The organism is Herbiconiux sp. UC225_62, from assembly GCF_042694625.1.
Lineage (GTDB): Bacteria > Actinomycetota > Actinomycetes > Actinomycetales > Microbacteriaceae > Herbiconiux.
Genome location: NZ_CP170551.1, coordinates 3,222,979 through 3,244,575, shown reverse-complemented (window position 1 = coordinate 3,244,575; position 21,597 = coordinate 3,222,979). Strand labels below are relative to the sequence as shown.

Below are 21,597 nucleotides of genomic sequence, written 5' to 3'. Positions count from 1 at the left end.
TGGCGGGCTAGTAGCCGGTTCCGGATGACGCGGGGGTGGCCGAGGTGAGCTCCTCGCCTGAGGGCGAGACCGCGAACCGGATGCCGCCGACGCCCTGACCGGCGACGTCGCCGGGCTTCTTGTCGTTGGCGAAGGTGTAGATCGGGCGGCCGTCGATGGTGATCTGGTTGCCGCCGTCGACGCCCTTGATGGTGGCGACGGTGCCGCTCACCCCGTCGACGACAGGGGTCGTCGTCGCCGATTCGATGGCCGGCCACAGCTTCGCGCAGTCGCCGGTGCAGGCACTCGTGCCCGAGCCCGCCGTGTCCTTGTCGAAGAAGTAGGCGGTCATGCCCTTCCCGTCGACCACGATCTCTCCGAGGGAGGAGTTCGCGGTGGCGATCTCGGCCGTGCCGGAATCACCCGAGGAAGAATTGGCGGAAGTGTCGGACGACCCGGTGGACGAGCATCCGGCGAGCGCCAGCAGGGCGACTGCGGCGGCCGTGGCGGCGAGGGTGATGCGCGTGTTCATGATGACTCCTTCGATGGTTTCGACCTGTCGAAGGGGGAGACGCAGCGAATCCCGGAAACGTTCACCCTCTCAGCCGGATCCCAGTTCCGAGACGATTCCTGACCGGATCGGGCCCAGAATTGAACGCGACGGCCCCGCATTCCGTTGTGGTGGTTGGAGGAACCCATGTCCGAGGAGCAAGCCGAGCTGTTGCGGGCGATCCACGACGCCCACGGACCGGCCCTCTTCCGCTACGTGGTGCGCCTCACCCACGACCAGAACTTCGCGCAGGACGTGGTGCAGGAGTCGCTGCTGCGAGCATGGAAGTCGCCCGCCATCCTCGAGCAGAGCGACGAGGCGGCCCGCGCCTGGCTCTTCACCGTGGCGCGCAACCTCGTGATCGACGACCGGCGGAGCGCGCGGCACTCGCACGAGTTCGCCACCGACGAGGTGCCTGATCGCGGCATCCACGACGAGACGGATGCGGTGCTCGACAAGTGGCTGCTCTCCGACGCGCTGCTGTCGCTGTCGCTCGAGCACCGGACGGCCATCGTGAGCTCCTACTACCTCGGGCAGTCCGCCGCCGAGATCGCGGAACGGGAGAACGTGCCCGTCGGCACGGTGCGCTCCCGCATCCATTACGCACTGCGGGCGCTCCGCCTCGCCCTGCAGGAAAGGGGGGTGACCGAGTGACCGACCCGAACGCGCCCTTCGGCCCCGACCGCGCCCAGGATCCGTACCGGGATTGGGATGCCGCCTACGTCTTCGGCATGCTCGGCGCGGAGGAGCGCCGCGCCTACGAACGCCACCTCGCCACCTGCCCTGCCTGCTCCGCCGCGGTCGCCGAACTGGCCGGGCTGCCCGGCATCCTGGGCAAGCTGAGCCCGGAAGAGGCCGTGGCGCTGCTCGACGCGCCGTCAGAGGCATCCGCCGCGCCGCCGCGGCCCGAGCCCGATCTGGTGCAGCACCTCGCCCGATCGGTGCGCCGACGCCGCACGCGCACACGGCGCCGCACGATCGGCCTCGTCGCGGGTGTGGGCGCGGTGCTCGCCGTGGCCGGCCTGTTCGCCGGCTTCGGACTCGGCTCGATCGCCGACCCGGGCACACCGCTCGCCGTCGAGACCACGACTCCCGCCACACCCGGCGGCTCAACTCCCGGCGCCCCGGGCGACGGCGTAGCGCGCGCCATGGCGCAGGTCGAGCCCGGCTTCGTGGACGCCGAGCTCGCGGTCACCGCGAAGGGCTGGGGCACCCGCTTCGACTGGAGCTGCACCTACGGCACCGACCGACCAACCTACCCCGGCGCGCCCACCATCACTTACGACCTGGTGGTGACGGATGCGCAAGGCACGGAGACCACGGTCGCCAGCTGGTCGGCGGCCGGCGAGAAGGCGGGCAACCTGTCGGCGTCGACGAGCATCCCGACCAGCGAGCTGCGGTCGGTCGACATCCGGGTCGCCGGCAGCGACCGCCCGCTGGTGCGCACGACCCTCTGACGCGTCGGCCAGCATCAGGCCATCCGAAGTGGCAAGATTGAGCCCGATACCTTTCCGTTGCCTGTGCGACTCCACTTGCCGGAGCCCGCGACACATCTTCAGGAGGTGCACTGGCGTGCAATTGTTCATAAGCGGCTCCGAGACCCCGATCCGCGGCGAGCTGAACATCCCCGTATCCAAATATCACGCGCATCGCGCACTGGTCCTGGCGTCCCTGGCTCCGGGACGGAGCGTCGTGCGCGGCCTTTCCGAGACGAGACAGGTCGTCTGGACGGTGGGAGTGCTCCGCGCACTCGGCACCCGGATCGACATCGACGGCGACACCTACGTGGTGCACGGCGGGCGCTACCACACCCGCAACGACGTGGTAGATCACGGCTCGATCTCCGCCGAGGGCCTCCTGAACGTCGGCTCCTCCGGCACCACGCTGTACTTCATGACCGGCCTCGCGTCGCTCGCCGACCGGCCCATCACCCTCACCGGCATGAAATACTTCCGCCGCCGCCCCATCAAGGCGCTGCTCGACTCGCTCGGGCAGCTCGGCGTGACGTACTCCGCCGAGAACGACTGCCCGCCCATCACGGTGCAGCCGGGCACGCCCGCCGGTGGTCACGTCACCATCCCGGGCACCCTCTCGCAATGGCTCTCGGGATTGCTCCTGCTCGCTCCCTTCGCCGAGAAGGAGACGACCGTCGAGGTCATCGGCGAGCTCAACGAACAGCCCTATGTCGAGTTGACGGTGCGGATGATGCGGCACTGGGGGCTCGTGGTCGAGCACTCCGACGACTGGCGCACCTTCACGATCCCTCCGGGCCAGACGGCCACCGCGACCGACTACACGATCCCGCCCGACATCGGGTCGGCGGCGTTCGGACTCGCGGCCGCCGCGATCCACCCCTCCGACGTGCTGTTCCGCGGACTCACCGCCACCACCTCGGCCGAGACCGACCACCCCGAGGCCGAGTTCCTCGACCTGGTCGCCGCCATGGGCCTGCCGATGGAGCACGACGAGGAGACCGGATTCGTGCGCGTGCGTCACGACGGCATCGAGCTGAGTCCGCTCGACATCGATTGTCAGCCCATCCCCGATCTGCTGCCCGTCCTGGCCGCCTTGGCGAGCTTCGCGCACGGCACCTCGAGGCTCCGCAACGTGTCGCACATCCGGCTCAAGGAGTCCGACCGGGTGAACGCGATGCTGCAGCTCAACAAGCTCGGCGGCGACCTCGTCGACACCGGATCGGAGCTGCTCATCACCGGCGTCGACGAACTGCGCGGCGCCCCGATGTCGTCGTTCAACGACCATCGGGTGCTGATGTCGCTCTCCGTCGCGGCCACGCGGGCCGACGGGGAGTCGCGGCTCACCTATCCGCGCGCCTATCGCATCTCCTATCCCACGTTCCTCCAAGCGATGACGAGCGTCGGGCTCGACATGGCGATCACCTCGCTCGCGGGCGCCGAGAAGTCGCGCTCCGAGCAGGCGCTCGCCTCGTGAGCGGCACCGACACGGCAGGCTCCGCACTCGAACCGGATGTCGCTCCCGGCGTCACCGCGGCCGTCGACGCGCTCGTGCGCGAGCAACCCGACGCCCCGGCCGTCATCGAGGTGGGCGACCGCCCCCGCACGCTGACCTGGGCCGAACTCCAGGACGAGGCCGACCGGGTGTCGGCGGTGCTGCTGGATCTCGGGGTCGAGCCCGGCGAATCCGTCGCCTTCCAGCTGCCCAACTGGGCCGAGTGCGTCACCGTCACCCTCGGCGTGCTGCAGATCGGTGCCGTCGTGGCCCCGATCATGCCCGTGTTCGGCGAGCGTGAGGTGGCGATGGTGCTGGCGCGGGCGAAGGCGCGCGTGCTCGTGCTGCCGCGCTCGTTCCGCAAGCGTCGGCACGCCGAGGAGCTCGCGGGCGTGGTGCGCGAAGCCGCGGCCGGGGGTCGCACGCTGCTCGTGGAGCACGTGCTCGTGATCGGCGACACCGACCCGACGGGCGCTCCCCGCGCGGGCACCCTGACCACCCAGAAGAATGTGCCGCCAAACGACCAAAACGACCCCGATTTGGGTCTTTTCGGGGCAAGAAATCCGGAGCTCGGGTGGGAATGGCATGACTTCGACGCGGCGACTGCGGCCGTAGAGGTGAACGCAGGCGCGATCGCGCCGCGCCGGCCCGTCGAGACGGATGTCGCCCAGCTGCTCTTCACCTCCGGCACCACCGGCGAGCCGAAGGGTGTGCAGCACGCGCACCGCTCGCTCGGCCTGGCCACGGCGATGGAGGTCGCTCACCTCGGACTCACCACCGACGACCGCATCTACATCCCCTCGCCTCTCGCGCACCAGACCGGGTTCCTCTACGGTCTGCTGCTCAGCTGGCAGCGGGGCGTCGCATCCGTCGTACAACCGATCTGGGATCCGAAGGTCGCACTCCGGCAGGCGTTCGGAGAGGCCCAGGCCAGTTTCGTGCAGGCGGCGACACCGTTCCTGATGGACGTGGTCGAGGCCGTCGAAGGGGGCGAGGAGCAGCCCGCGAGCCTCCGCATCTTCGTCGCCACCGGCGCGGCCGTGCCCCGAGAACTCGCCGAGCGCGCCACCCGCGTGCTCGACACCGCGGTCTGTGGCGCCTTCGGCACGACCGAGACCTGCCTCGGCACCCTCTCGGCGCCGAGCGACCCGCCGGGCTCCGCCTGGGGAACCGACGGGCGCCCGCTCGACGGCATCCGTATCCGGATCGTCGACGACGAGGGCACCGAGCTGCCGGCGGGCCGCGAGGGCAACTACGAGCTGCTCTCCCCCACCCTCTTCCTCGGCTACCTCGACCGTCCCGACCTGACCGCCGAGGTGTTCACCCCCGACGGCTGGTACAAGACGGGCGATCTCGGAATCGTCGACGCCGACGGATTCCTGCACGTCACGGGTCGGGTGAAAGACGTCATCAACCGCGGCGGCGAGAAGATCCCCGTGGTGGAGATCGAGAACCTGCTCTTCACGCATCCGCGGGTCAAGGATGTCGCGATCGTGGCCATGCCCGACCCGCGCCTGGGCGAGCGCGCCTGCGCCTACGTGGTGCCGGCCGACGGGCAGGAGCCGCTCGAGTTCGACGAGATGCAGGAGTTCCTGGCCGCCGCGCGGGTGTCGAAGTACTACTGGCCCGAGCGACTCGAGACCATCGCGGCCCTGCCCCGCAACCCGGTCGGCAAGATCCAGAAGAACCTGCTGCGGGAGCGCGTCGCCGCGCTGCTGGCAGCCGAGAACGAGAGCACCGCAGTGAAGAGCACCGCATTGGAGAGCACAGAAGCGTGAGCACCGACATCGACGAGAACGAGTTCCAGCAGCTCAAGGCCGAGATCGAGGCCTGGGTGCGTGGCCCGGGAGAGATCTGGGCCGAGCGCATCGAGGCCGAGGGCGACGTGCCGCGCGAGCTCTACGAGGAGTTGCGCGACCGGGGTTACCTCAGCCTCGCCGCGCCCGAGGAACTGGGCGGACGCGGCATCCCCTTCCCCCGCTACCTCGAGCTGCTCGAGATCGTGTCGCGCTCACACGCGTCGATCCGGATGCTCGTGCACGTCAACAACGGAACCTGGCGCGCCATGGAGCCGTTCGCGAACGCGGAGCAGCGCGAGATCGTGAAGAGGGCTGTATCGGGCGAGGTGCTCGTGGCCTTCACGCTCACCGAGGCGACCGCCGGCACCGGCGCCGACCTGCGCTCCACCGTGCGCCGCGAGGGCGACACCTACTACCTCAACGGCGAGAAGCACCTCATCACCTTCGGCGTGAAGTGCGACTACTGGCTGCTCTTCGCCCGCCTCGAGGGCTCGACGGGCAAAGACGGCACCGTCGCCCTGCTCGTGCCGAACACGGGCCTCCCGGGCGCCGAAGTCATCGACGACTCGAAGACCATGGGCGTGCACGGCACCGACCACGCCATCCTGCACTTCACCGACACCCCGGTGCCGGTCAGCGCGCGCCTCGGCGAAGAAGGCGACGGCCTCAAGGTCGCGCTCGGCGGCTTCCTGCTGCCGAGCCGCGTCTCGGTGGCGATGAGCGCCGTCGGTCTCGCCGAGCGCGCTCAGGAACTCGCGATCGAGTACGCGCTGAAGCGCGAGACCTTCGGCAAGAAGCTCGCCGAACGCCCCGTGATCCAGACGTACCTGGCTGAGAACTACGCCGACATCGCGGCCGCACGCGCGCTGATCTTCGAGGCCGCGCGGGCCTACGAGGCCGGGGCCGCCGATGCCGGCGCGCTCTCCAGCGCCTCGAAGATCGTGGCCGTCGACATGCTCGCCCGAGTGACCGACAAGGCGCTGCAGATCCACGGCGGGCAGGGCTACTGGGCCCGCAACCCGATCGAGCGGGTCTACCGGGATGCGCGCGCCCAGCGCTTCGAAGAGGGCACCAACGAGATCCAGAAGACCGTCGTGGCGCGGGCCGTGCTGAACGACTACGCCGCCACCCACCCCACGACCGAGAACCCCGAGGCCTGAGCATGACCGAGAACACCGAGAACCAGAACCCGCGCGTCGTCGTCATCACCGGCGCCTCCCGCGGCATCGGCCGCCTGCTGGCGCAGAAGCTCGGCGCGCAGGGCGCCGCCGTCGTGGTGAACTACAAGGTGAACGCCGACCTCGCCGAGGAGTCGCTCGCCGACGTGGTGGCCGCGGGCGGCTCGGGCTTCACCGTGCAGGCCGACATCGAGAACCCCGACGACATCGACCGCCTGTTCGACGAGGTGCGCGAGCGCTACGGCCGCCTCGACGGCTTCGTGGCCAACGCTGCCGCGAGCGCGTTCAAGCCGGTCTCGCAGCTGAAGGTGCACCACCTCGACCGCAGCTACGCGATGAACACCCGCTCCTTCGTGCTCGGCGCCATCCGTGCCGCCGAGCTCATGGACCAGGGCGGCCGCATCGTCACCATCACGAGTTACGGATCGCTCCGGGCGTTCCCGACCTACGCGGCCCTGGGTGCGGCGAAGGCGGCGAACGAGGCGTACGTGAAGTTCATGGCCACCGAGTACGGACCGCGCGGCATCACCGTGAACGCGGTGAACGGCGGCCTCATCGACACCGATTCGCTCGACTACTTCTACAACAAGGTCCCGGGTATGGCGCCGATGCAGTCGGTGCTGGAGAAGATCCCGCTCGGCCGTCCTGGAACGGCCGACGACATGGCGGATGCCGCCGACTTCCTGCTCTCGGCGAAGGCCGGGTACATCACCGGGCAGGTGCTGCAGGTCGACGGCGGTCTCACCATCGTCTCGCCGCCGTTCTGGGCCGACACCACCGGCGACCTGCGCGAGGCCGTGCTCGGCGAGGGCGCGTCGGGTGCCGCCGTGGCTCCGGCCGTCTATTCGGGAGAATAGCCTCACGAGGACAGCCTCGGGGAACAGCCTCGGGGAACAGCCTCGGGCGAGTAGCCTTCCTCTAGTCCTTCCGCAGCCTTCCCGCTCCGCGACCTGCGTCGCTCGACTCGATCGGAACATCCGGATGCACGGCGACGACGCCACCCCCGCCCTTGAGCGCACCTTCTCGCCCTGGAGGCTGGGTGCGCTCGAGCTGCCGCACCGTGTGATCACGGGCAGCATGCACACCGGCCTCGAGACCCTCGACGACGGGGGCGCGGCGCTCTCGGCGTACTACGCCGAACGCATCCGGGGTGGCGCGACGCTCATCATCACGGGCGGACTCGCGGTGAACGCCGAGGGCTGCGGCGCCGACGACTTCAGCGTGCTGGGCGACCCGGCCGGCGACGCGCGCTTCGCCGCCGCGGCGGCCGCCGTGCACGAGGCCGGCGGGTTCATCGCGGCGCAGCTCTTCCACGCGGGGCGCTACGCGCTACTCGACGGGGTGACGGATGCGCAGGGCCGCCCCGTGCATCCGGTCGCCCCCTCCCCGCTCGCCTGGCGGAGCGCCGGAGCGCAGGTGCCCGTGGAGCTCGACGAGGCCGGCATCCGCCGCACCATCGATGACTTCCGGATCGCGGCCGAACGCGCCGTGGAGCTGGGCTTCGACGCCGTGGAGATCATGGCGTCGGAGGGCTACCTGATCAACCAGTTCTGCTCGCCCGTCACCAATCGCCGCGACGACGAGTGGGGCGGAGACGCCCGGAGGCGCCGGCGTTTCGCGGTCGAGGTGCTGCGCGCCGTGCGCCGGGGCGTCGGCTTCGACGTGCCCGTGATCGTGCGGATGTCGGGAGCCGACCTGGTGCCGGACTCCACCACGCAGGACGAGACGGATGCGCTCGCCCGCGACCTCGTGCGGGCGGGAGCGGACGCGCTGAACGTGGGCATCGGCTGGCACGAGTCGAAGGTGCCCACGGTGCAGGCGGCTGTACCGCACGGCGTGTGGCTGCGCTATGCCGAGGCCGTGGCACGGGCCATCGCGTTGCCCTCCGACCCGTCAGCACCCTCGGCCGTGCCGGTCATCGCGAGCAACCGGCTGACCGATCTGCGCGACGCGGAGGACATCCTCGCCCGGGGCGTGATCACGGCCGTCGCGCTGGCCCGGCCCTTCCTCGCCGACGCCGCGATCGTCGACCGGTCGCGCAACGGGCACTTCGACGCCGTGAACTCCTGCATCGGCTGCAACCAGGCGTGCCTGGACCGCTCCTTCGTGAAGCAGCCGGTGTCGTGCCTGGTGAACCCGCGGGCCGGAAAGGAGACGCGGTATCCGCTCACGCTCACGGCGGCGCCCGCCCACTACGCGGTGGTGGGCGGCGGACCTGCCGGACTCATCGCGGCCGAAGACCTCGCGGCGCGCGGCAACCGGGTCACCCTCTACGAAGCCGCCCCGCATCTCGGCGGACAGTTCACGCTCGCGGCGCGCATCCCCACCAAGGAGGACTACGCGCTCACCGTCGCGCACTACGCCGCCCGGCTGAGCGAGCTGGGCGCCCGGGTCGAGTTGTCGCATCCGGTCACCGTCGACGAACTGGCGGAGGGCGGATACGCCGGCGTCGTGGTGGCGAGCGGGGTGCGGCCGCGCACGGTCGACATCGAGGGGGCGTCGCTGCCCCACGTGCTCACGTACGAGCGGGCGATCCTCGACGGGGGCCGCCCGGGCGCGTGGCGATCATCGGCGGCGGGGGCATCGGCATCGACACCGCGAAGTTCCTCGTGCTCTCGCACGACCCCGCCGTGCGGGCGCGGGCCTTCGAGCAGCAGTTCCGCCTGGCGTCGCCGAGCACCTTCCTCGAATCGGATACGCTCCCTCAGCGCACGCGGGTGCGGGAGCGGCCCGGGGCGGCACCCTTCGCTCCGCGGCCCGGCAGCGACGTCACCGTGCTGCGCCGCACCGGTAAGTTCGGCGCCGGGATGGGGCTCACCTCGCGCTGGGTGGCGCTCGGCGAGCTACGGGAGGCGGGCGTGCAGTTCGTCTCCGATCTCGACTACCGGCGCATCACGGCGGAGGGCGTCGAGGTGATCTTCGCCGACGGAACGTCGTCTCTGGTTCCGGCTGACGTGGTCATCGTCTGCGCCGGGCAGGTCTCGCACGACCCGCTGAGCGCCGGTCTCGCCGCCCGGGGCATCCGCCACGAGGTCGTCGGAGGCGCCCTCGACGCCTCCCGTGTCGACGCCGTCCGCGCCACCCGCCAGGGCATCGACGCGGCCCGCCGCCTCGCCGCCTGAAAGTTTGCGGTGCGACACGCCGTGGCGCTCCCGTTGTGGGGGCACCGGGAAGCTTGCGCGCGGCGATATGCTCCCCCTGACATCGCATCTCGACGCACAGATGGAGGATCGTGGGCCGGATCACGTGGACCGATGAGGTCGCTGCCGTAGCGGTTGCGCTCCCCTACTCGGACATCTCGCTCTCCACCCTTTCGACCGACGAACTCAGTCGGCTCCGCGCCCTCATCGAGGACCTGCGCGAGGATGCGGGGTACATGACCCCGCACCTCGATTCGCGCTTCCAGCAGCTGCTGCCGCTGGTCGAGGAGCAGTTGCGCAACAGCGCCGCCTGACGCCCCGCGTCGGGGTCACGCGGTATAGCGTGAGTCCATGGCGAACCTGCTGCATCTGGACTCCTCTGCCGACCTCGAGACCTCCCGTTCGCGGGCGATCGGGCACTCCTTCAGCGAGGCCTGGCTCGCGGCCGCACCGGGCAACACGGTCACCCATCGTGACCTGCACCGCGACCCGCTCCCCCACCTCGCCGACGCGGCGCTGCACTGGCCGCCGCGCCTGCGCCCCGCGGGGTCGACCCCGCCGGCCGACGCCGAGGCGCTCCAGGCCTCGCTCATCGCCGAGTTGCTCGCGGCCGACGCCCTGCTCGTCGGCGCGCCCCTCTACAACTACTCACTGCCGTCGAGCCTCAAGGCGTGGATCGACAACATCCACGTGCCGGCCGTGACGGCGCCCTTCGACGTCGACACCCAGCCGCTCGCGGGAAGGCCGGCCGTGATCGTCACCAGTCGCGGCGCATCCTACGATCCCGGATCGCCCACCGACGGGTGGGACCACGAGGTGCCGGCCCTCCGACTCATCCTCGGCACGGCGCTCGGCATGGACGTCACCGTCATCGCGACGAACCTCACCCTCGCCGAGACGGTGCCGGCCCTGTCCGACCAGATCGATCGCAGCCGCCGCGAACTCGTCGAGGCCCACGAGGCCGCCGCCGCCCTCGCCCGCGAGCTGGGCGCCCCCGCCGCCTGAGCACTCCCACCTCTGCGTCGACCCGTCAGTTGTGGTCGCTTTGAGACGCCCAGAGCGACATTAAGTGACGGGTCGACGAGGGACGCGTACTCCCCCGAGAGTAGGGCGGACGCGACGTGCGGCGGATGCCGCGCGAGAGGCGCACGGATACGATCGAGCCATGCCGTACCCGGGCCGCGCTGACGACGAACGCGGAGACGAGAGCGCCCGCTCGGCGCACGATGAGCGTCCCCGGCACCAGTGGCCAGGGCCGCGCGAATGGCCCGGACCGCGAGGCCGGGCTGCCGGCCACGGCGCCGGATGGGGACCGCACCGGCGGTGGAGCGGCGCGGACGACCTCGACGCCGAGCCGCGCTTCCGGTTCTCGCGGTGGGCACGGCTGTGGCTGCCGGTCATCATCTCGTTCGTGGTGCAGGTGCCGGCGGCGCTGTTCACGTGGCGCCTCCGCCGGCTCGTCACCGTCGGCGCCGACGAACCGTGGCACCTCGCGGCCCGCGTCGGTCTGGCGCTGCTCGGCGCACTCGCGCTGATCGCCGCGCGTCGCTTCCCGGGCCCGGTGGTCGCCGTGGTCTCGGCCGCCGCGGGCGCCTATGCGCTCCTGGTGGCCGGCGAGTTCGCTCCTCCCTACATCGCGCTCGCCTTCGCGGTCGTCAGCGCGGTGGTGCGCGGCGCGCGGGTCTGGGCCTGGTGGTCGCTCGGCGTGGCCTGGGTGCTCACGGTGGGCACCGGCATCCTCGTCAGCGTCGACTGGCAGCCCGCCGCCGTGGTGGCCGTGACCCTCGGGCTCGTGCTGCTGCTGGGCATCGGCGAAGGCATCCGCACCCGCCGCGCCCGCATCGACGAACTCCGTCGCCGCGCCGCGGAGCGCCGGCTCACCGAGGTGCAGGCCGAGCGCGTGCGGATCGCCCGGGAACTCCACGACGTGCTCGCCCACTCGCTCAGCCAGATCAACGTGCAGGCCGGCGTCGGACTCCACCTCATCGACACGCAGCCCGAGCTGGCGGCCAGCGCCCTGGCGAACATCAAGGACGCCAGCAAGAGCGCGCTCGACGAGGTGCGCTCGGTTCTCGGCGTGCTGCGGGCGGGTCAGGATGCCCCGGGTGCGGAAGAAGACGCCGCGCCCCTCGTTCCCGAACCCGACCTCTCGCGACTGGACGGGCTCGTCGCATCCGTCGTGTCACAAGGGCTCCAGGTCACGCTCGAGAACGGCATCGCGCTCGGCGCTGACGCCGCGCCCCGCACCGGTCCGCCTCCGAAGGCGGTCCAGCTCGCCCTCTACCGCATCGTGCAGGAGTCGCTGACGAACGTCATCCGCCACGCCCACGCGACCCGCGCCACGGTGACGCTCGCCGAGACCACCGAGGCCTACACGGTTTCGGTGGTCGACGACGGGTCGGGTGCGGGCTCGGGCGCGGCAGCGCGCGCGGAGCAGACCGCAGGGGCGTCGCGGGCGCGCGGTGCGTCGCCCGACGCGGAGCCGGTGCGCCTCGGCCGAGGCCTGCTCGGCATGCGCGAGCGCGCCGAGCTGCTCGGTGGCGACTTCTCCGCCGGCCCCCGACCCGACGGGGGCTTCGTCGTGGCCGCGTCCATCCCACGCCGGCCGGATCTCTCGCCCGTGTCGCCTTCCCCCTCCGGCGCCTCGGCCTCACCCGTCGCACCGACGCCCTCCAGCGCCCCGGCCTCACCCCTCACACCAACGCCCTCCAGCGCCCCGCCCTCAACCGACGCACCGACGACCTCCAGCGCGCCGCCCTCAACCGACGCACCAACGACCTCCAGCGCGCCGACGCCACCGAGTGCGTCGACTGCATCGTCCCCACCGAGCGAGCCGACCGTACCCGCCGCACCCAGCTCCCCGACCCCGACGACCGAGCCGACACCACCGGCCCCGCCCGCAGCGGGAGCCACGCCAACCGAGGAGATCCCGTGATCCGCGTCGCCATCGCCGACGATCAGCAGCTCATCCGCGGCGGGTTCCGCAGCCTGCTCGAGTCGGAGCCCGACCTCCAGGTGGTGGGCGAGGCCGGATCGGGCACCGAGGCGGTGCAGCTGGTGCGCACGCAGCATCCCGACGTCGTCCTGATGGACATCCGGATGCCCGACGGCGACGGGCTCTGGGCCACCGAGCAGATCACCGCCGACCCCGAACTCGTCGCGACCCACATCGTGGTGGTGACGACCTTCGAGCTCGACGAATACGTGGGCCGCGCCATCCGGGCCGGTGCGAGCGGATTCCTGGTGAAGGACACCGAGCCGGTCGAACTCATCCGGGCCGTCCGCGTCGTCGCGGCCGGCGACGCGCTGCTCAGCCCGGGCGTCACGCGCCGCCTGCTCGAGCGGGTGTCGCACGATCTCACCGACCGACCGGATTCGTCCCGCCTCGACGCCCTGACAGCCCGCGAACGCGAGGTGCTCGCGCTGGTGGGTGCCGGGCTCACGAACGAGGAGATCGGCACGCGGCTCTTCCTCAGTCCGCTCACCGCGAAGACCCATGTCTCGCGCATTTTGTCGAAGCTCGCGGCCCGCGACCGGGTGCAGCTCGTCGTGATCGCGTACGAGACCGGGCTCGTGACACCCGGCCGGGCGTAGGCGGCGTCGGTTTCTCCCCGCCCCGTACTCCCCCGGGCGTACGGCGAATGCCACCCGCCGGCAGATTCGCCAGAAGCGCGATGCGGCGAGGCTGTGAGCAGAGGGTTCCGCACCGGAGCCCGAGAGAGAAGGAAATCGTGTTCACAACCGTCGCGCTCGCATCCGTCGCCGCCCATGCCGGCCCCTTCGTGGGCGGTTTCGGCTTTCTGTTCTTCCTGATCCCGCTGTTCTGGATCGCCCTGTTCGTCATCCTCTTCGCCACCGTCGGCCGCCGCTGGCGCCGCAACGCCTGGGCCGCCCGCGGGTGGGACCAGCCCGGCCGCCGCGCCGAGTCGACGCTCGCCGAGCGCTTCGCGCAGGGCGACATCGACGAGGTGGAGTACCGGGCGCGGCTGGAGGTGCTGCGGGCGAACAGCTCGTATCCGCAGCGGTAGGGGGTGCCGGGAGGGGGGCCGCTTGTTGAGGGGGCGGGCGGACGAGGGGCCCTTTGTTGAGGGGCCGACCGGACGGGGGTACCGCACCGCCGCCCTTCGGGCTCGCCCGGCCTTCGGCTGGGCGGGCCCTTCTTGCTCGCGCCGCCGCTGCTGCGGCGCGAGGCGACATGTGACGGTGAGGTCGCTGACGCGGCCTCGCCGTCACCGTGGGTCGTCGAGCGCGGCCCGCAGCTTGCGGTCTCGTTGCCCACGTCATGGGGATGAGGAAGTCGGTTGCGGGAGAATGGGCAGATGCATCTCGACGAACTTGTTCTTCCCTCGACGCCTGTGGCGCTCTCCGCATACGAGGTGGCGCGGGAGTATTACTCTGAGGCGCTCGTGAACCACTGCGTGCGGTCGTATCTGTGGGGGGCGGCACAGGGGCGACTCACGGGGCTCGGGTTCGATGAGGAGCTGTTGTTCGTGGCGGCGATGTTGCATGATCTGGGGCTGGTGCGGGAGTTCGATAACCACACGTTGCCGTTCGAAGACGCGGGTGGGCACGTCGCGTGGGTGTTCGGTGCGGGAGCTGGCTGGCCGAGGGAGCGCCGCACACGGGCATCCGAGATCATCGTGCGACACATGTGGGACGAGGTCGACCCCGCCGTCGACCCAGAGGGCCACCTGCTCTGCATCGGCACCGGCCTCGACATCTCGGGCCGGCACGCCGAACTCTGGCCAGAGACACTCCGCGCCGAGGTGCTCGAGCGGTATCCGCGGCTCTCCCTGCGCGACGAGTTCCTCCGCTGCTTCATCGATCAGGCCGACCGCAAGCCCACAAGCTCCGCCGCCGACGCCATCGCCTCCGGCGTCGCCGGCCGCCTCGACGCCAATCCGCTGGAGGAGAGGAGCTAGGTCCGGGCCCCGAAGAGGCGGCGAACGGCCCGCATCAGACCGGAACGCCGAGGCGCGGCGACCACCGTCGACGCAGACGCCACCTTCCACCCGTACCGCTTCTGCAGCGCCGCCGCCACGAGGGCGAAGCGCGCCGCGTCGAGCGCCACCGCCTCTCGGCGCATGCCCGCCTGGTGCAACCGGAACACCCGCTCGAGGCGCACCCAGCTCGGGCGCCCGGCCGAATCCCACGCGCCGCTTCCGATTCCCACGTCGTACTGGTCGTCGTGCGGTTTCGAGGTGAGCTGCATCGCGAGCACCGTCCCGGCGGGCTCGGTGGCCACGACGAGCACCGGTCGGTCCTTGCCGCGACCGTCGTTCTCCTCGTAGGGCACCCAGGTCCACACGATCTCGCCCGGATCGGCGTCCCCGTCGGTCGCCGGGTTGTACGCGACCCCCACCCGCCCCACCGACCGCGGGTCGATCTCCACGGTGGCGGATGCGCCGTAGCGCCCAGGACTGCCGCCCCGGTCGTCGAATCTGCCGTTCATACGCCGACCCTATCGTCCGATCTCGTTGTGCCTCGTCAACGATTTGCGAATTGCCGTCGTCACCTCCCGCGCTCGGCGCCCGGTCGAGGTTGAATATCCCCCTGGGGCGCCGATCCGCGACGTGCCCGAGCTCAGAGGATCCATGGACACGTCACTCCGCGCCCGCCGCCGCACGCGCATCCGTGCCGCCGGCACCGCCTTCCTCGTCGTGGCGCTCACCGCCGCGGCCGCCATCACCGGCGCACCGGCCGCCTACGCCGACGACTACCCCACCTGGGACGACGTGATCGCCGCCCGCGGCAACGAGTCGGCGAAACAGGACGAGATCGCGAAGCTGCAGTCCGTGATCGCCGACAACGAGGCGAAGGCCGCCGCCGCGCAGCTCAAAGTCGCCGAGACCTCCGACGCCTATGACCAGGCCAGCGCCGCCCTCACCGCCGGCCAGCTCAAGTCCGACACCCTGGCTGCCACTGCGGCCGCCGCGGCCACGAAGGCCGACGAGTCGAAGAAGCGCGCGGCCCAGATGGCCGCCCAGTTCGTGCGCTCCGGCGGCTCCGACCTCACCACGATGCTCCTCACGAGCGATTCCTCCCAGGTCGACGACCTGCTCGCGCAACTGAGCGCCGCCAGTCAGCTCACCCAGTCGGTGAACGCGGTCTACGCCTCGGCCGAGCAGGATGCGAACACCGCCACCTCATTGAGCCAACAGGCCGAGGTGGCGAAACAGGAACTCACCACCCTGGCCGACGCCGCTCAGGCCGCCCTCGAGGCCGCCGCCGAGGCGCAACGCGAGGCGGTGGCCATCCTGCAGGAGAACTACGCCCACAAAGACGAGATGGATGCTCAGCTCGCCAGCCTGCAGCAGAACCTCGCCACCACCGAGCAGCAGTACCAGGCGGGTGTCGCAGCGCGCGCGGCGGCGGCCGCCGCAGCTGCCGCAGCCGCAGCCGCCGCCGCGCACCAGGGCGGACAGGTCGTCGGCCCCGTCTCCGGCGACGCCCAGGCCCTCGCGGAGGAGCTCATGGGCTACGTCGCCGCCGGCCAGTTCTGGGGGTCGACGCCCGACCACATCTTCGAGATCGCCTGGATCGCACAGGGCCAGGATGTCGCGAACTGCGGCATCGACGTCACCATCCTCCAGGCGATGGTGGCCGCCGTGCGGGCCTTCGGCAGCGCGGGTGTCAGCGACATCAGCCGCCGCTGCACCGGGCAGATCGAGGGCGCCGGCACGGCATCCGCGCACTACCGGCAGGGCGGCGGCCACGCGGTCGACTTCACCTCGGTGGGCGGCGTGCGGCTGACGGGCGCCAACGACGCCTCACTCAACCTGATCGCGGTGCTCGACCCGATGATGCCCAACGGGTCGCGGGTCGGCCAGTCGCAGTGCCGCTACTCCGCGGGCAACGAGCCGAGCTTCCAGAACTTCATCGACTTCGAGGACAGCTGCGACCACCTGCACGTCGACGACTTCTGATCCCTCCCGGCCGCGGGGTGCTGAGCGATATCGTGTGCACATGACCTCCCCTGCCCCCGGAGCGCTCGCGCAGGCCGCACCCAGCGTCAAGCGTCTCGTCCAGCTGTCGGTTCCGGCCATCCTCATCGGCGTGGTGAGCGCGCTGCTGCTGTTCGGCATCGAGTGGGTCGCCGATCAGCTCGAGTCGGTCATCTGGGACGTCTTCCCGAACGCGGCGGGCATCGACCCCGACAACGGGTGGTGGATCTTCAGCATCCTCACTCTCACCGGACTGGTCGTGGGGCTGTGCCTCTGGCTGGTGCCGGGTCACGGCGGCCGCGACTCGGCGACCACCGAGCTCATCGCTCCCCCACTGCCGCTGAGTGCTCTGCCCTCGCTCGCGCTCGTGGCGGTGATCGGTCTGGCCGGCGGTGTGAGCCTCGGCCCCGAGAATCCGATCATCGCCATCAACACCGGCCTCCTGGTCGCCCTCATCGCGCGCCTGTGGAAGGCGATCCCGACGACGCTCGTGATCATGATCACCGCCGCCGCCACGATCGGCGCCCTCTTCGGCACCCCGGTCGCAGCGGCCCTCGTGTTCACCGGGGTCGTCGGCTCGATCGCGGGCGGCGGCGCCCTCTGGGACAAGCTCTTCCTCCCCCTCGTCGCCGCCGGCGCGGGCGCCATCACCATGCGCTTCCTCGGTCACCCGACCTTCGCCCTTCCGCTCCCGGCCTACGACACCGTGCAGCCCTTCGACCTGCTGAGCGCGGCCGTGATCGCCGCCGTGGCCGCGACGCTCGGGATCGGCGCAGCCGCCGTCTTCCCACGCCTGCACGGGGCCTTCCGGCTGCTCCGCAACCCGGTCTTCTACGTCACGGCCGGTGGCGTCGTGCTCGGGGTGCTCGGCGCCATCGGCGGCCCGATCACCCTGTTCAAGGGCCTCCAGCAGACGGCCGAGCTCGCCACGAACCGTGCCGACTACACCGTCGAAGCGCTGATCGTGATCGTGCTGGTCAAGGTCGTCGCGCTCACCGTCGCCGCAGCCGCCGGCTTCCGCGGCGGCCGCATCTTCCCGTCCGTGTTCATCGGCGCCGCCATCGGCGTTCTGGCCAATGCCCTGGTCCCCGACATCCCGGTCGCCCTCGCCGTGTCGGCGGGCGTGCTGGGTATGGTTCTGGCCATCGCGCGCGACGGCTGGATCGCCCTCTTCATCGCCACGGCGGTCAGCGGCAGCCTCATCATCCTGCCCGTGCTCTGCCTCGCCATCCTGCCCAGCTGGCTGATCGTCACGAAGGCGCCGGAGATGATCGTGCATCCCGACAGCGACAAGCCGATCCCCCTCCCCGGATCGGCTACTGTAACTCCTTAGCAGAAGACAACGACTGGTCCGGGGGGACCGAGGGGGAAACACGTGCGCCGCAGCCTCACCGCCATCATCGCCGCGCTGGCCGCGACAGCCCTGACCCTCGCCGTCGCCGCGCCCGCTGCGGCTGACACTCTGCCCATCCAGCCCGTGTTCGACAGCCACATCATGGTCGGATCGCTGGACTCGCTGGAATACCGGCCGGGCGAGGGGATCATCGCGACCGGCTGGTCGTTCAGTCACCAGGAGCCCACGGAGACCAACGCACCCGACGAGTTCCAGATCCTCTTCCCCGACGGGCATGCCACCTGGTGGGGTTCCGACGTGGGGCAGCGCACTCTCCCCCGTCCGGACGTCGCCGCCGCCTACCCCGAGGCCGGCCCCGACCATGGATACCGTCTCAACCTCGGTTTCCCGGGCCAGGTCGGCCGCTACCAGATCTGCGCCGAGGCCTGGTTCGAGATCGTCGGCTGCGGATTCGTCGACGTCGGTCCCGAACAGATCAGCGGGAGCGTCGAATCCCTCACCGCCAACGACACCAATGCGTTTCCGACTCTCCGCCTCAAGGGGTGGCTCTCCGACAGCTGGAACTCCGAGCACAACCCCCGCGTCTACACGATCACCACCTACGGCGGCACGTCCCAGCAAGGGGGCTACTACCCGTTGGTCGACCGCCCCGACATCCGCGCGGCGCATCCGGAACTCCCCGGTGTCGTGGGATTCGACGACCTGATCTCGGTTCCGAAAGCCGGCCCGTACACGATCTGTGTGACCGTCCAGCCCCAGTACGCCGATCCGGCCAACCATTCCGCCGACCTCGGCTGCATCACCGGACGGTTCGGACAGATCAGCCCGACCGCAGCCCCGGCGTTCACGGGTGACCCGACGGTCGGGTCGACCCTGAGCTACATTCCGCCCGGCTGGGATCCGGCGCCCACCTCGGACACCATCACCTGGTCGAACGGAAGCCGGGAGCCGGCGGCCGGTGGTCGTGACCATGTGCTCACCGTCGCGGACTCGGGACACCGGATCACGGTGAACGAATCCGTTCTCGCCACGGGCCTCCTCGGCAATTCGGCCCAGCTGACGAGCGATACCGTCACGCTCCCGGGCGTGACGGTCGAGCGCCTGCAGGGCCAGGACCGCTACGACGTCGCGATCGTGAATTCGCAGGCGCAGTTCCCGGATGCCGCCACCGGCGCGCCCGTGGTCTACCTCGCGTCGGGGGCGAAATTCCCCGACGCCCTCTCTGCAGCGCCCGCCGCCGCCCAGCAGCACGGAGCGTTGCTGCTCACTCTCCCCGACCGCCTGGACGACCGTGTCCGGGCCGAGATCACCCGCCTGCATCCGACCAAGGTCGTGGTGATCGGCGGCCCGGCCACCGTGTCCGACGGCGTCGTGAAGACTCTGAACGCACTCGCGCCCACGGTGCGGATCGGCGGCGCCGACCGCTTCGCCGTCTCCCGGGCCGTGATCGACTACGCCTTCCCGCAGGGCTCCTCGCGCGTCTTCGTGGTGACGGGCAACAATTACCCCGACGCCCTGTCCACCGGCGCGGCCGCCGGCTCCGTCGGCGCACCCGTGCTCCTGACGAACGGATCGGCCGCGAGCGCCGACGCGGCCACCCGCTCCGAGCTCGCGAAGCTCCAGGCGAAGACCGTCACCGTCGTCGGCGGCCCGGCTTCGGTCTCCGACGGCGTGCTGGCATCGCTCGCGCCGGCGGCGAAGGTGACGCGGCTGTCCGGCCCCGACCGGTTCGCCGCGGCGGTCGCGGTCAACCGCGCCACCTTCACCTCGGCCGACACGGTCTACCTCGCCACCGGTTTGAACTACCCCGACGGACTGTCGGTGGGAGCCCGTGCCGCGTCGACGGGCTCGCCCCTGTACCTGGTCAGCGGCCAATGCGTTCCGCAGGACGTGATCACCGACATCATCGCCGACCATGCCACCAAGGTGGTCGTGCTCGGCGGGTACGACAGCATGTGGTTCGACGTGGAGCAGCTGTACGCCTGCGACTGACCGACGCGCCGAACGCGACGACGCCTGTTTGTAGGGTGTGGTATTGCGAGTGGTATAGCTTAGGTTCATGACCGACTCGAAGATCGACAGTTCGCGAGCGGAGCCGCTCTGGGCCCAGACCGCCGACTACGTGCGCGAGCAGATCGCCAGCGGCGCCTACGGCGAAGGGATGCGGCTGCCCGCGGAACGCGAGCTCTGCCTCACTCTCAACGTTAGCCGGGTGACCCTCCGCAAGGCCCTCGTGAGCCTCGTGGAGGAGGGCGTGTTGAGTTCCTCGCACGGCCGTGGGTGGTACGTCTCGCAGCCCGACGGTGGCGAGGCTCCGGCCGGCGACTGGCCGAACTCGCTCGAGTCGTTCAGCGAGACGGCGGCGCGGATGGGGCTCGTCTCCGATTCGCTCGTGATCGAGCAGCGGATCTCCCCCGCCACCCTCGACGAGGGCGAAGAGCTGGGCGTCGCTCCAGGCACACCGTTGCTGCGACTCGGCCGTGTGCGCCGCCTCGACGGCGTTCCGATCGCCATCGACAACACGCGCGTGCCGGCGAGCCTCATCCCGCAGGCGGCCGACGTCGACTTCGCCACGGGGTCGCTCTACGCCACGCTCGGCGACAGCGGGATCGACATCGCCCGCGCCGAGGCCACCATCGAGGCGCGGGATGCCGACGCCACGATCGCGAAGCACCTCGACATCGAGGTCGGCCGTCCCATCCTCGTGATGAAGCAGACCTCGGTGGATGCCCGCGACCGCCCCGTGCTCATCTCCACCATCGAGTACTCGGGCGACCGCTACCGCCTGCGCACCGTCTTCACCCGCTCGAAGCCGGGCCACCCGGGCCACCCGCGTCGCTGACCGGGCAACCTACTTGCCGTAGCCCTGGCTGAGGCCCTGGATGAAGTTGCGCGAGAAGACGGTGAAGAGGATCACCAGCGGTAACGCGCCGAGGGTCAGTGCCGCGAGCAGCGCGGGGTAGTCGCTCTGGAACTGCCCCACGAACTGCTGCACCCCGAGCGTGACGGTCTGGTTCTCTTTGCTCGGCGCGAGGATGAGCGGGAACCACAGGTCGTTCCAGATCGGCAGCATGGTGACGGATGCCACGGCGGCGAGCCCCGGGCGAACGAGAGGCAGCACGATCGAGAGCGTGCGCAACTCCCCCCGCGCCGTCGATCTTCGCGGCCTCCTTGAGCTCCATCGGCACGCGCCGGAAGAACGTCGCCATCAGCGCGATGGCGAGCGGCAGGCTCATCGCTGTGTAGACGAGGATGAGCGCCACGAGCGTGTCGACGAGGTGCCACGCGACCATGGTCTGCAGGATCGGCACGGTGCCGAGCCGGATCGGCAGCATGATGCCGATGATGAAGAACCCGGCGAGCAGCGGCGCGAGCCTCACCTTGTACTCGGTGATCGCGAACGCGGCCAGGGTGCTGAGCACCAGGGTCAAGGCCGTCGACACCAGCGTCACGATGATGCTGTTGCCGTAGTTGAGCGCGAAGTTGCCGCGCTTGAACACGTTGGCCCAGCCGTCGAGATTGAAGGTCTCGGCGGTCGGCGGCAGGAACGGCCCGTTGAAGATACCGGGCGTGGTCTTCAGCGAGTTCATCACCACGATGAGGATCGGGCCGATCGCCACGATCACGAACAGGATCAGCGCGATGTGCACGAAGAGTCGGCCGCCGGCATCCGCTCGGCTGGGCTT

General features: G+C 70.7%; 20 protein-coding genes and 1 pseudogene. 18 read left to right on the top strand and 3 right to left on the bottom strand.

Features of this window, described 5'->3' with window-relative positions; translation table 11 throughout:
* Window positions 1-7 precede the first annotated feature (7 nt).
* The gene (locus ACFJGU_RS15895; protein ID WP_382304590.1) at window positions 8-511 is read right to left on the bottom strand and encodes a hypothetical protein; all 504 of its coding nucleotides are present in this window, start codon (window positions 509-511) and stop codon (window positions 8-10) included.
* Window positions 512-676: 165 nt separating this feature from the next.
* Between ACFJGU_RS15895 and ACFJGU_RS15890 the strand changes: the two genes are divergently transcribed.
* From ACFJGU_RS15890 to ACFJGU_RS15825, 14 genes and pseudogenes are all read left to right on the top strand, one after another.
* Window positions 677-1,183 carry a sigma-70 family RNA polymerase sigma factor gene (locus ACFJGU_RS15890; RefSeq protein WP_382304588.1) on the top strand — a complete coding sequence of 169 codons (507 nt, stop codon included), beginning with the start codon at window positions 677-679 and terminating at the stop codon, window positions 1,181-1,183.
* The gene (locus tag ACFJGU_RS15885) at window positions 1,180-1,986 is read left to right on the top strand and encodes an anti-sigma factor family protein (RefSeq protein ID WP_382304586.1); all 807 of its coding nucleotides are present in this window, start codon (window positions 1,180-1,182) and stop codon (window positions 1,984-1,986) included. Before ACFJGU_RS15890 ends, ACFJGU_RS15885 begins: the two co-directional genes overlap by 4 nt.
* A gap of 28 nt (window positions 1,987-2,014) precedes the next feature.
* Window positions 2,015-3,478: a 3-phosphoshikimate 1-carboxyvinyltransferase gene (gene aroA, locus ACFJGU_RS15880; RefSeq protein WP_382304585.1), complete on the top strand. Its 1,464-nt coding sequence runs from the start codon at window positions 2,015-2,017 to the stop codon at window positions 3,476-3,478.
* Window positions 3,475-5,274, top strand: coding sequence for an AMP-binding protein (locus tag ACFJGU_RS15875; RefSeq protein WP_382304584.1), 1,800 nt, complete (start codon window positions 3,475-3,477; stop codon window positions 5,272-5,274). The genes aroA and ACFJGU_RS15875 overlap by 4 nt, the downstream gene beginning before the upstream one ends.
* Complete coding sequence (locus ACFJGU_RS15870) at window positions 5,271-6,455, top strand: acyl-CoA dehydrogenase family protein (RefSeq protein WP_382304583.1); 1,185 nt, start codon at window positions 5,271-5,273, stop codon at window positions 6,453-6,455. The genes ACFJGU_RS15875 and ACFJGU_RS15870 overlap by 4 nt, the downstream gene beginning before the upstream one ends.
* Before the next feature lie 2 nt (window positions 6,456-6,457).
* Window positions 6,458-7,330, top strand: a complete 873-nt coding sequence (locus ACFJGU_RS15865; protein WP_382304581.1) for an SDR family oxidoreductase — start codon at window positions 6,458-6,460, stop codon at window positions 7,328-7,330.
* 124 nt (window positions 7,331-7,454) lie between these two features.
* Window positions 7,455-8,984: pseudogene (locus ACFJGU_RS15860) on the top strand (NAD(P)-binding protein); the annotation flags it as partial.
* Between the two features lie 47 nt (window positions 8,985-9,031).
* Window positions 9,032-9,595 carry an FAD-dependent oxidoreductase gene (locus ACFJGU_RS15855; protein WP_382304579.1) on the top strand — a complete coding sequence of 188 codons (564 nt, stop codon included), beginning with the start codon at window positions 9,032-9,034 and terminating at the stop codon, window positions 9,593-9,595.
* Between the two features lie 110 nt (window positions 9,596-9,705).
* Complete coding sequence (locus tag ACFJGU_RS15850) at window positions 9,706-9,927, top strand: hypothetical protein (RefSeq protein ID WP_382304577.1); 222 nt, start codon at window positions 9,706-9,708, stop codon at window positions 9,925-9,927.
* 37 nt (window positions 9,928-9,964) lie between these two features.
* Entirely contained in the window at window positions 9,965-10,618 is a 654-nt protein-coding gene (locus ACFJGU_RS15845; RefSeq protein ID WP_382304575.1) for an FMN-dependent NADH-azoreductase, read from the top strand.
* Window positions 10,619-10,778: 160 nt separating this feature from the next.
* Complete coding sequence (locus ACFJGU_RS15840) at window positions 10,779-12,548, top strand: histidine kinase (RefSeq protein WP_382304573.1); 1,770 nt, start codon at window positions 10,779-10,781, stop codon at window positions 12,546-12,548.
* Entirely contained in the window at window positions 12,545-13,207 is a 663-nt protein-coding gene (locus ACFJGU_RS15835; RefSeq protein ID WP_382304571.1) for a response regulator, read from the top strand. Before ACFJGU_RS15840 ends, ACFJGU_RS15835 begins: the two co-directional genes overlap by 4 nt.
* Window positions 13,208-13,344: 137 nt before the next feature.
* On the top strand, window positions 13,345-13,641 hold the full coding sequence (locus ACFJGU_RS15830) for an SHOCT domain-containing protein (RefSeq protein ID WP_175494311.1): 297 nt from the start codon (window positions 13,345-13,347) through the stop codon (window positions 13,639-13,641).
* A gap of 291 nt (window positions 13,642-13,932) precedes the next feature.
* Window positions 13,933-14,535, top strand: coding sequence for an HD domain-containing protein (locus tag ACFJGU_RS15825; protein ID WP_382304569.1), 603 nt, complete (start codon window positions 13,933-13,935; stop codon window positions 14,533-14,535).
* Here the strand turns inward: ACFJGU_RS15825 and ACFJGU_RS15820 are convergent.
* Entirely contained in the window at window positions 14,532-15,065 is a 534-nt protein-coding gene (locus ACFJGU_RS15820; protein WP_382304567.1) for a type II toxin-antitoxin system PemK/MazF family toxin, read from the bottom strand. The genes ACFJGU_RS15825 and ACFJGU_RS15820 overlap by 4 nt on opposite strands.
* A gap of 142 nt (window positions 15,066-15,207) precedes the next feature.
* On the opposite strand from ACFJGU_RS15820, the gene ACFJGU_RS15815 reads away from it, so the two are divergent.
* From ACFJGU_RS15815 to ACFJGU_RS15800, 4 genes are all read left to right on the top strand, one after another.
* Window positions 15,208-16,539 carry a coiled-coil domain-containing protein gene (locus ACFJGU_RS15815; RefSeq protein WP_382304565.1) on the top strand — a complete coding sequence of 444 codons (1,332 nt, stop codon included), beginning with the start codon at window positions 15,208-15,210 and terminating at the stop codon, window positions 16,537-16,539.
* A gap of 40 nt (window positions 16,540-16,579) precedes the next feature.
* Entirely contained in the window at window positions 16,580-17,890 is a 1,311-nt protein-coding gene (locus tag ACFJGU_RS15810) for an ion channel protein (RefSeq protein ID WP_382304563.1), read from the top strand.
* Between the two features lie 42 nt (window positions 17,891-17,932).
* Window positions 17,933-19,903 (top strand): cell wall-binding repeat-containing protein, encoded by a 1,971-nt coding sequence (locus tag ACFJGU_RS15805; protein WP_382304561.1) that lies wholly within the window; start codon window positions 17,933-17,935, stop codon window positions 19,901-19,903.
* 67 nt (window positions 19,904-19,970) lie between these two features.
* Window positions 19,971-20,753 carry a GntR family transcriptional regulator gene (locus ACFJGU_RS15800; protein WP_382304559.1) on the top strand — a complete coding sequence of 261 codons (783 nt, stop codon included), beginning with the start codon at window positions 19,971-19,973 and terminating at the stop codon, window positions 20,751-20,753.
* On the opposite strand, the gene ACFJGU_RS15795 is transcribed toward ACFJGU_RS15800, so the two are convergent.
* The gene (locus ACFJGU_RS15795; RefSeq protein WP_382304557.1) at window positions 20,710-21,561 is read right to left on the bottom strand and encodes a carbohydrate ABC transporter permease; all 852 of its coding nucleotides are present in this window, start codon (window positions 21,559-21,561) and stop codon (window positions 20,710-20,712) included. The two genes, ACFJGU_RS15800 and ACFJGU_RS15795, sit on opposite strands and share 44 nt — an antisense overlap.
* Window positions 21,562-21,597 lie beyond the last annotated feature (36 nt).

Bases quoted from the DNA above. Each gene is read 5' to 3' on its own strand.
- ACFJGU_RS15840 (WP_382304573.1), top strand. From the start codon at position 10,779: ATGCCGTACCCGGGCCGCGCTGACGACGAACGCGGAGACGAGAGCGCC.
- ACFJGU_RS15845 (WP_382304575.1), top strand. From the start codon at position 9,965: ATGGCGAACCTGCTGCATCTGGACTCCTCTGCCGACCTCGAGACCTCC.
- ACFJGU_RS15890 (WP_382304588.1), top strand. From the start codon at position 677: ATGTCCGAGGAGCAAGCCGAGCTGTTGCGGGCGATCCACGACGCCCAC.
- ACFJGU_RS15810 (WP_382304563.1), top strand. From the start codon at position 16,580: ATGACCTCCCCTGCCCCCGGAGCGCTCGCGCAGGCCGCACCCAGCGTC.
- ACFJGU_RS15865 (WP_382304581.1), top strand. From the start codon at position 6,458: ATGACCGAGAACACCGAGAACCAGAACCCGCGCGTCGTCGTCATCACC.
- ACFJGU_RS15895 (WP_382304590.1), bottom strand. From the start codon at position 511: ATGAACACGCGCATCACCCTCGCCGCCACGGCCGCCGCAGTCGCCCTG.
- ACFJGU_RS15825 (WP_382304569.1), top strand. From the start codon at position 13,933: ATGCATCTCGACGAACTTGTTCTTCCCTCGACGCCTGTGGCGCTCTCC.
- ACFJGU_RS15820 (WP_382304567.1), bottom strand. From the start codon at position 15,065: ATGAACGGCAGATTCGACGACCGGGGCGGCAGTCCTGGGCGCTACGGC.
- ACFJGU_RS15800 (WP_382304559.1), top strand. From the start codon at position 19,971: ATGACCGACTCGAAGATCGACAGTTCGCGAGCGGAGCCGCTCTGGGCC.
- ACFJGU_RS15815 (WP_382304565.1), top strand. From the start codon at position 15,208: ATGGACACGTCACTCCGCGCCCGCCGCCGCACGCGCATCCGTGCCGCC.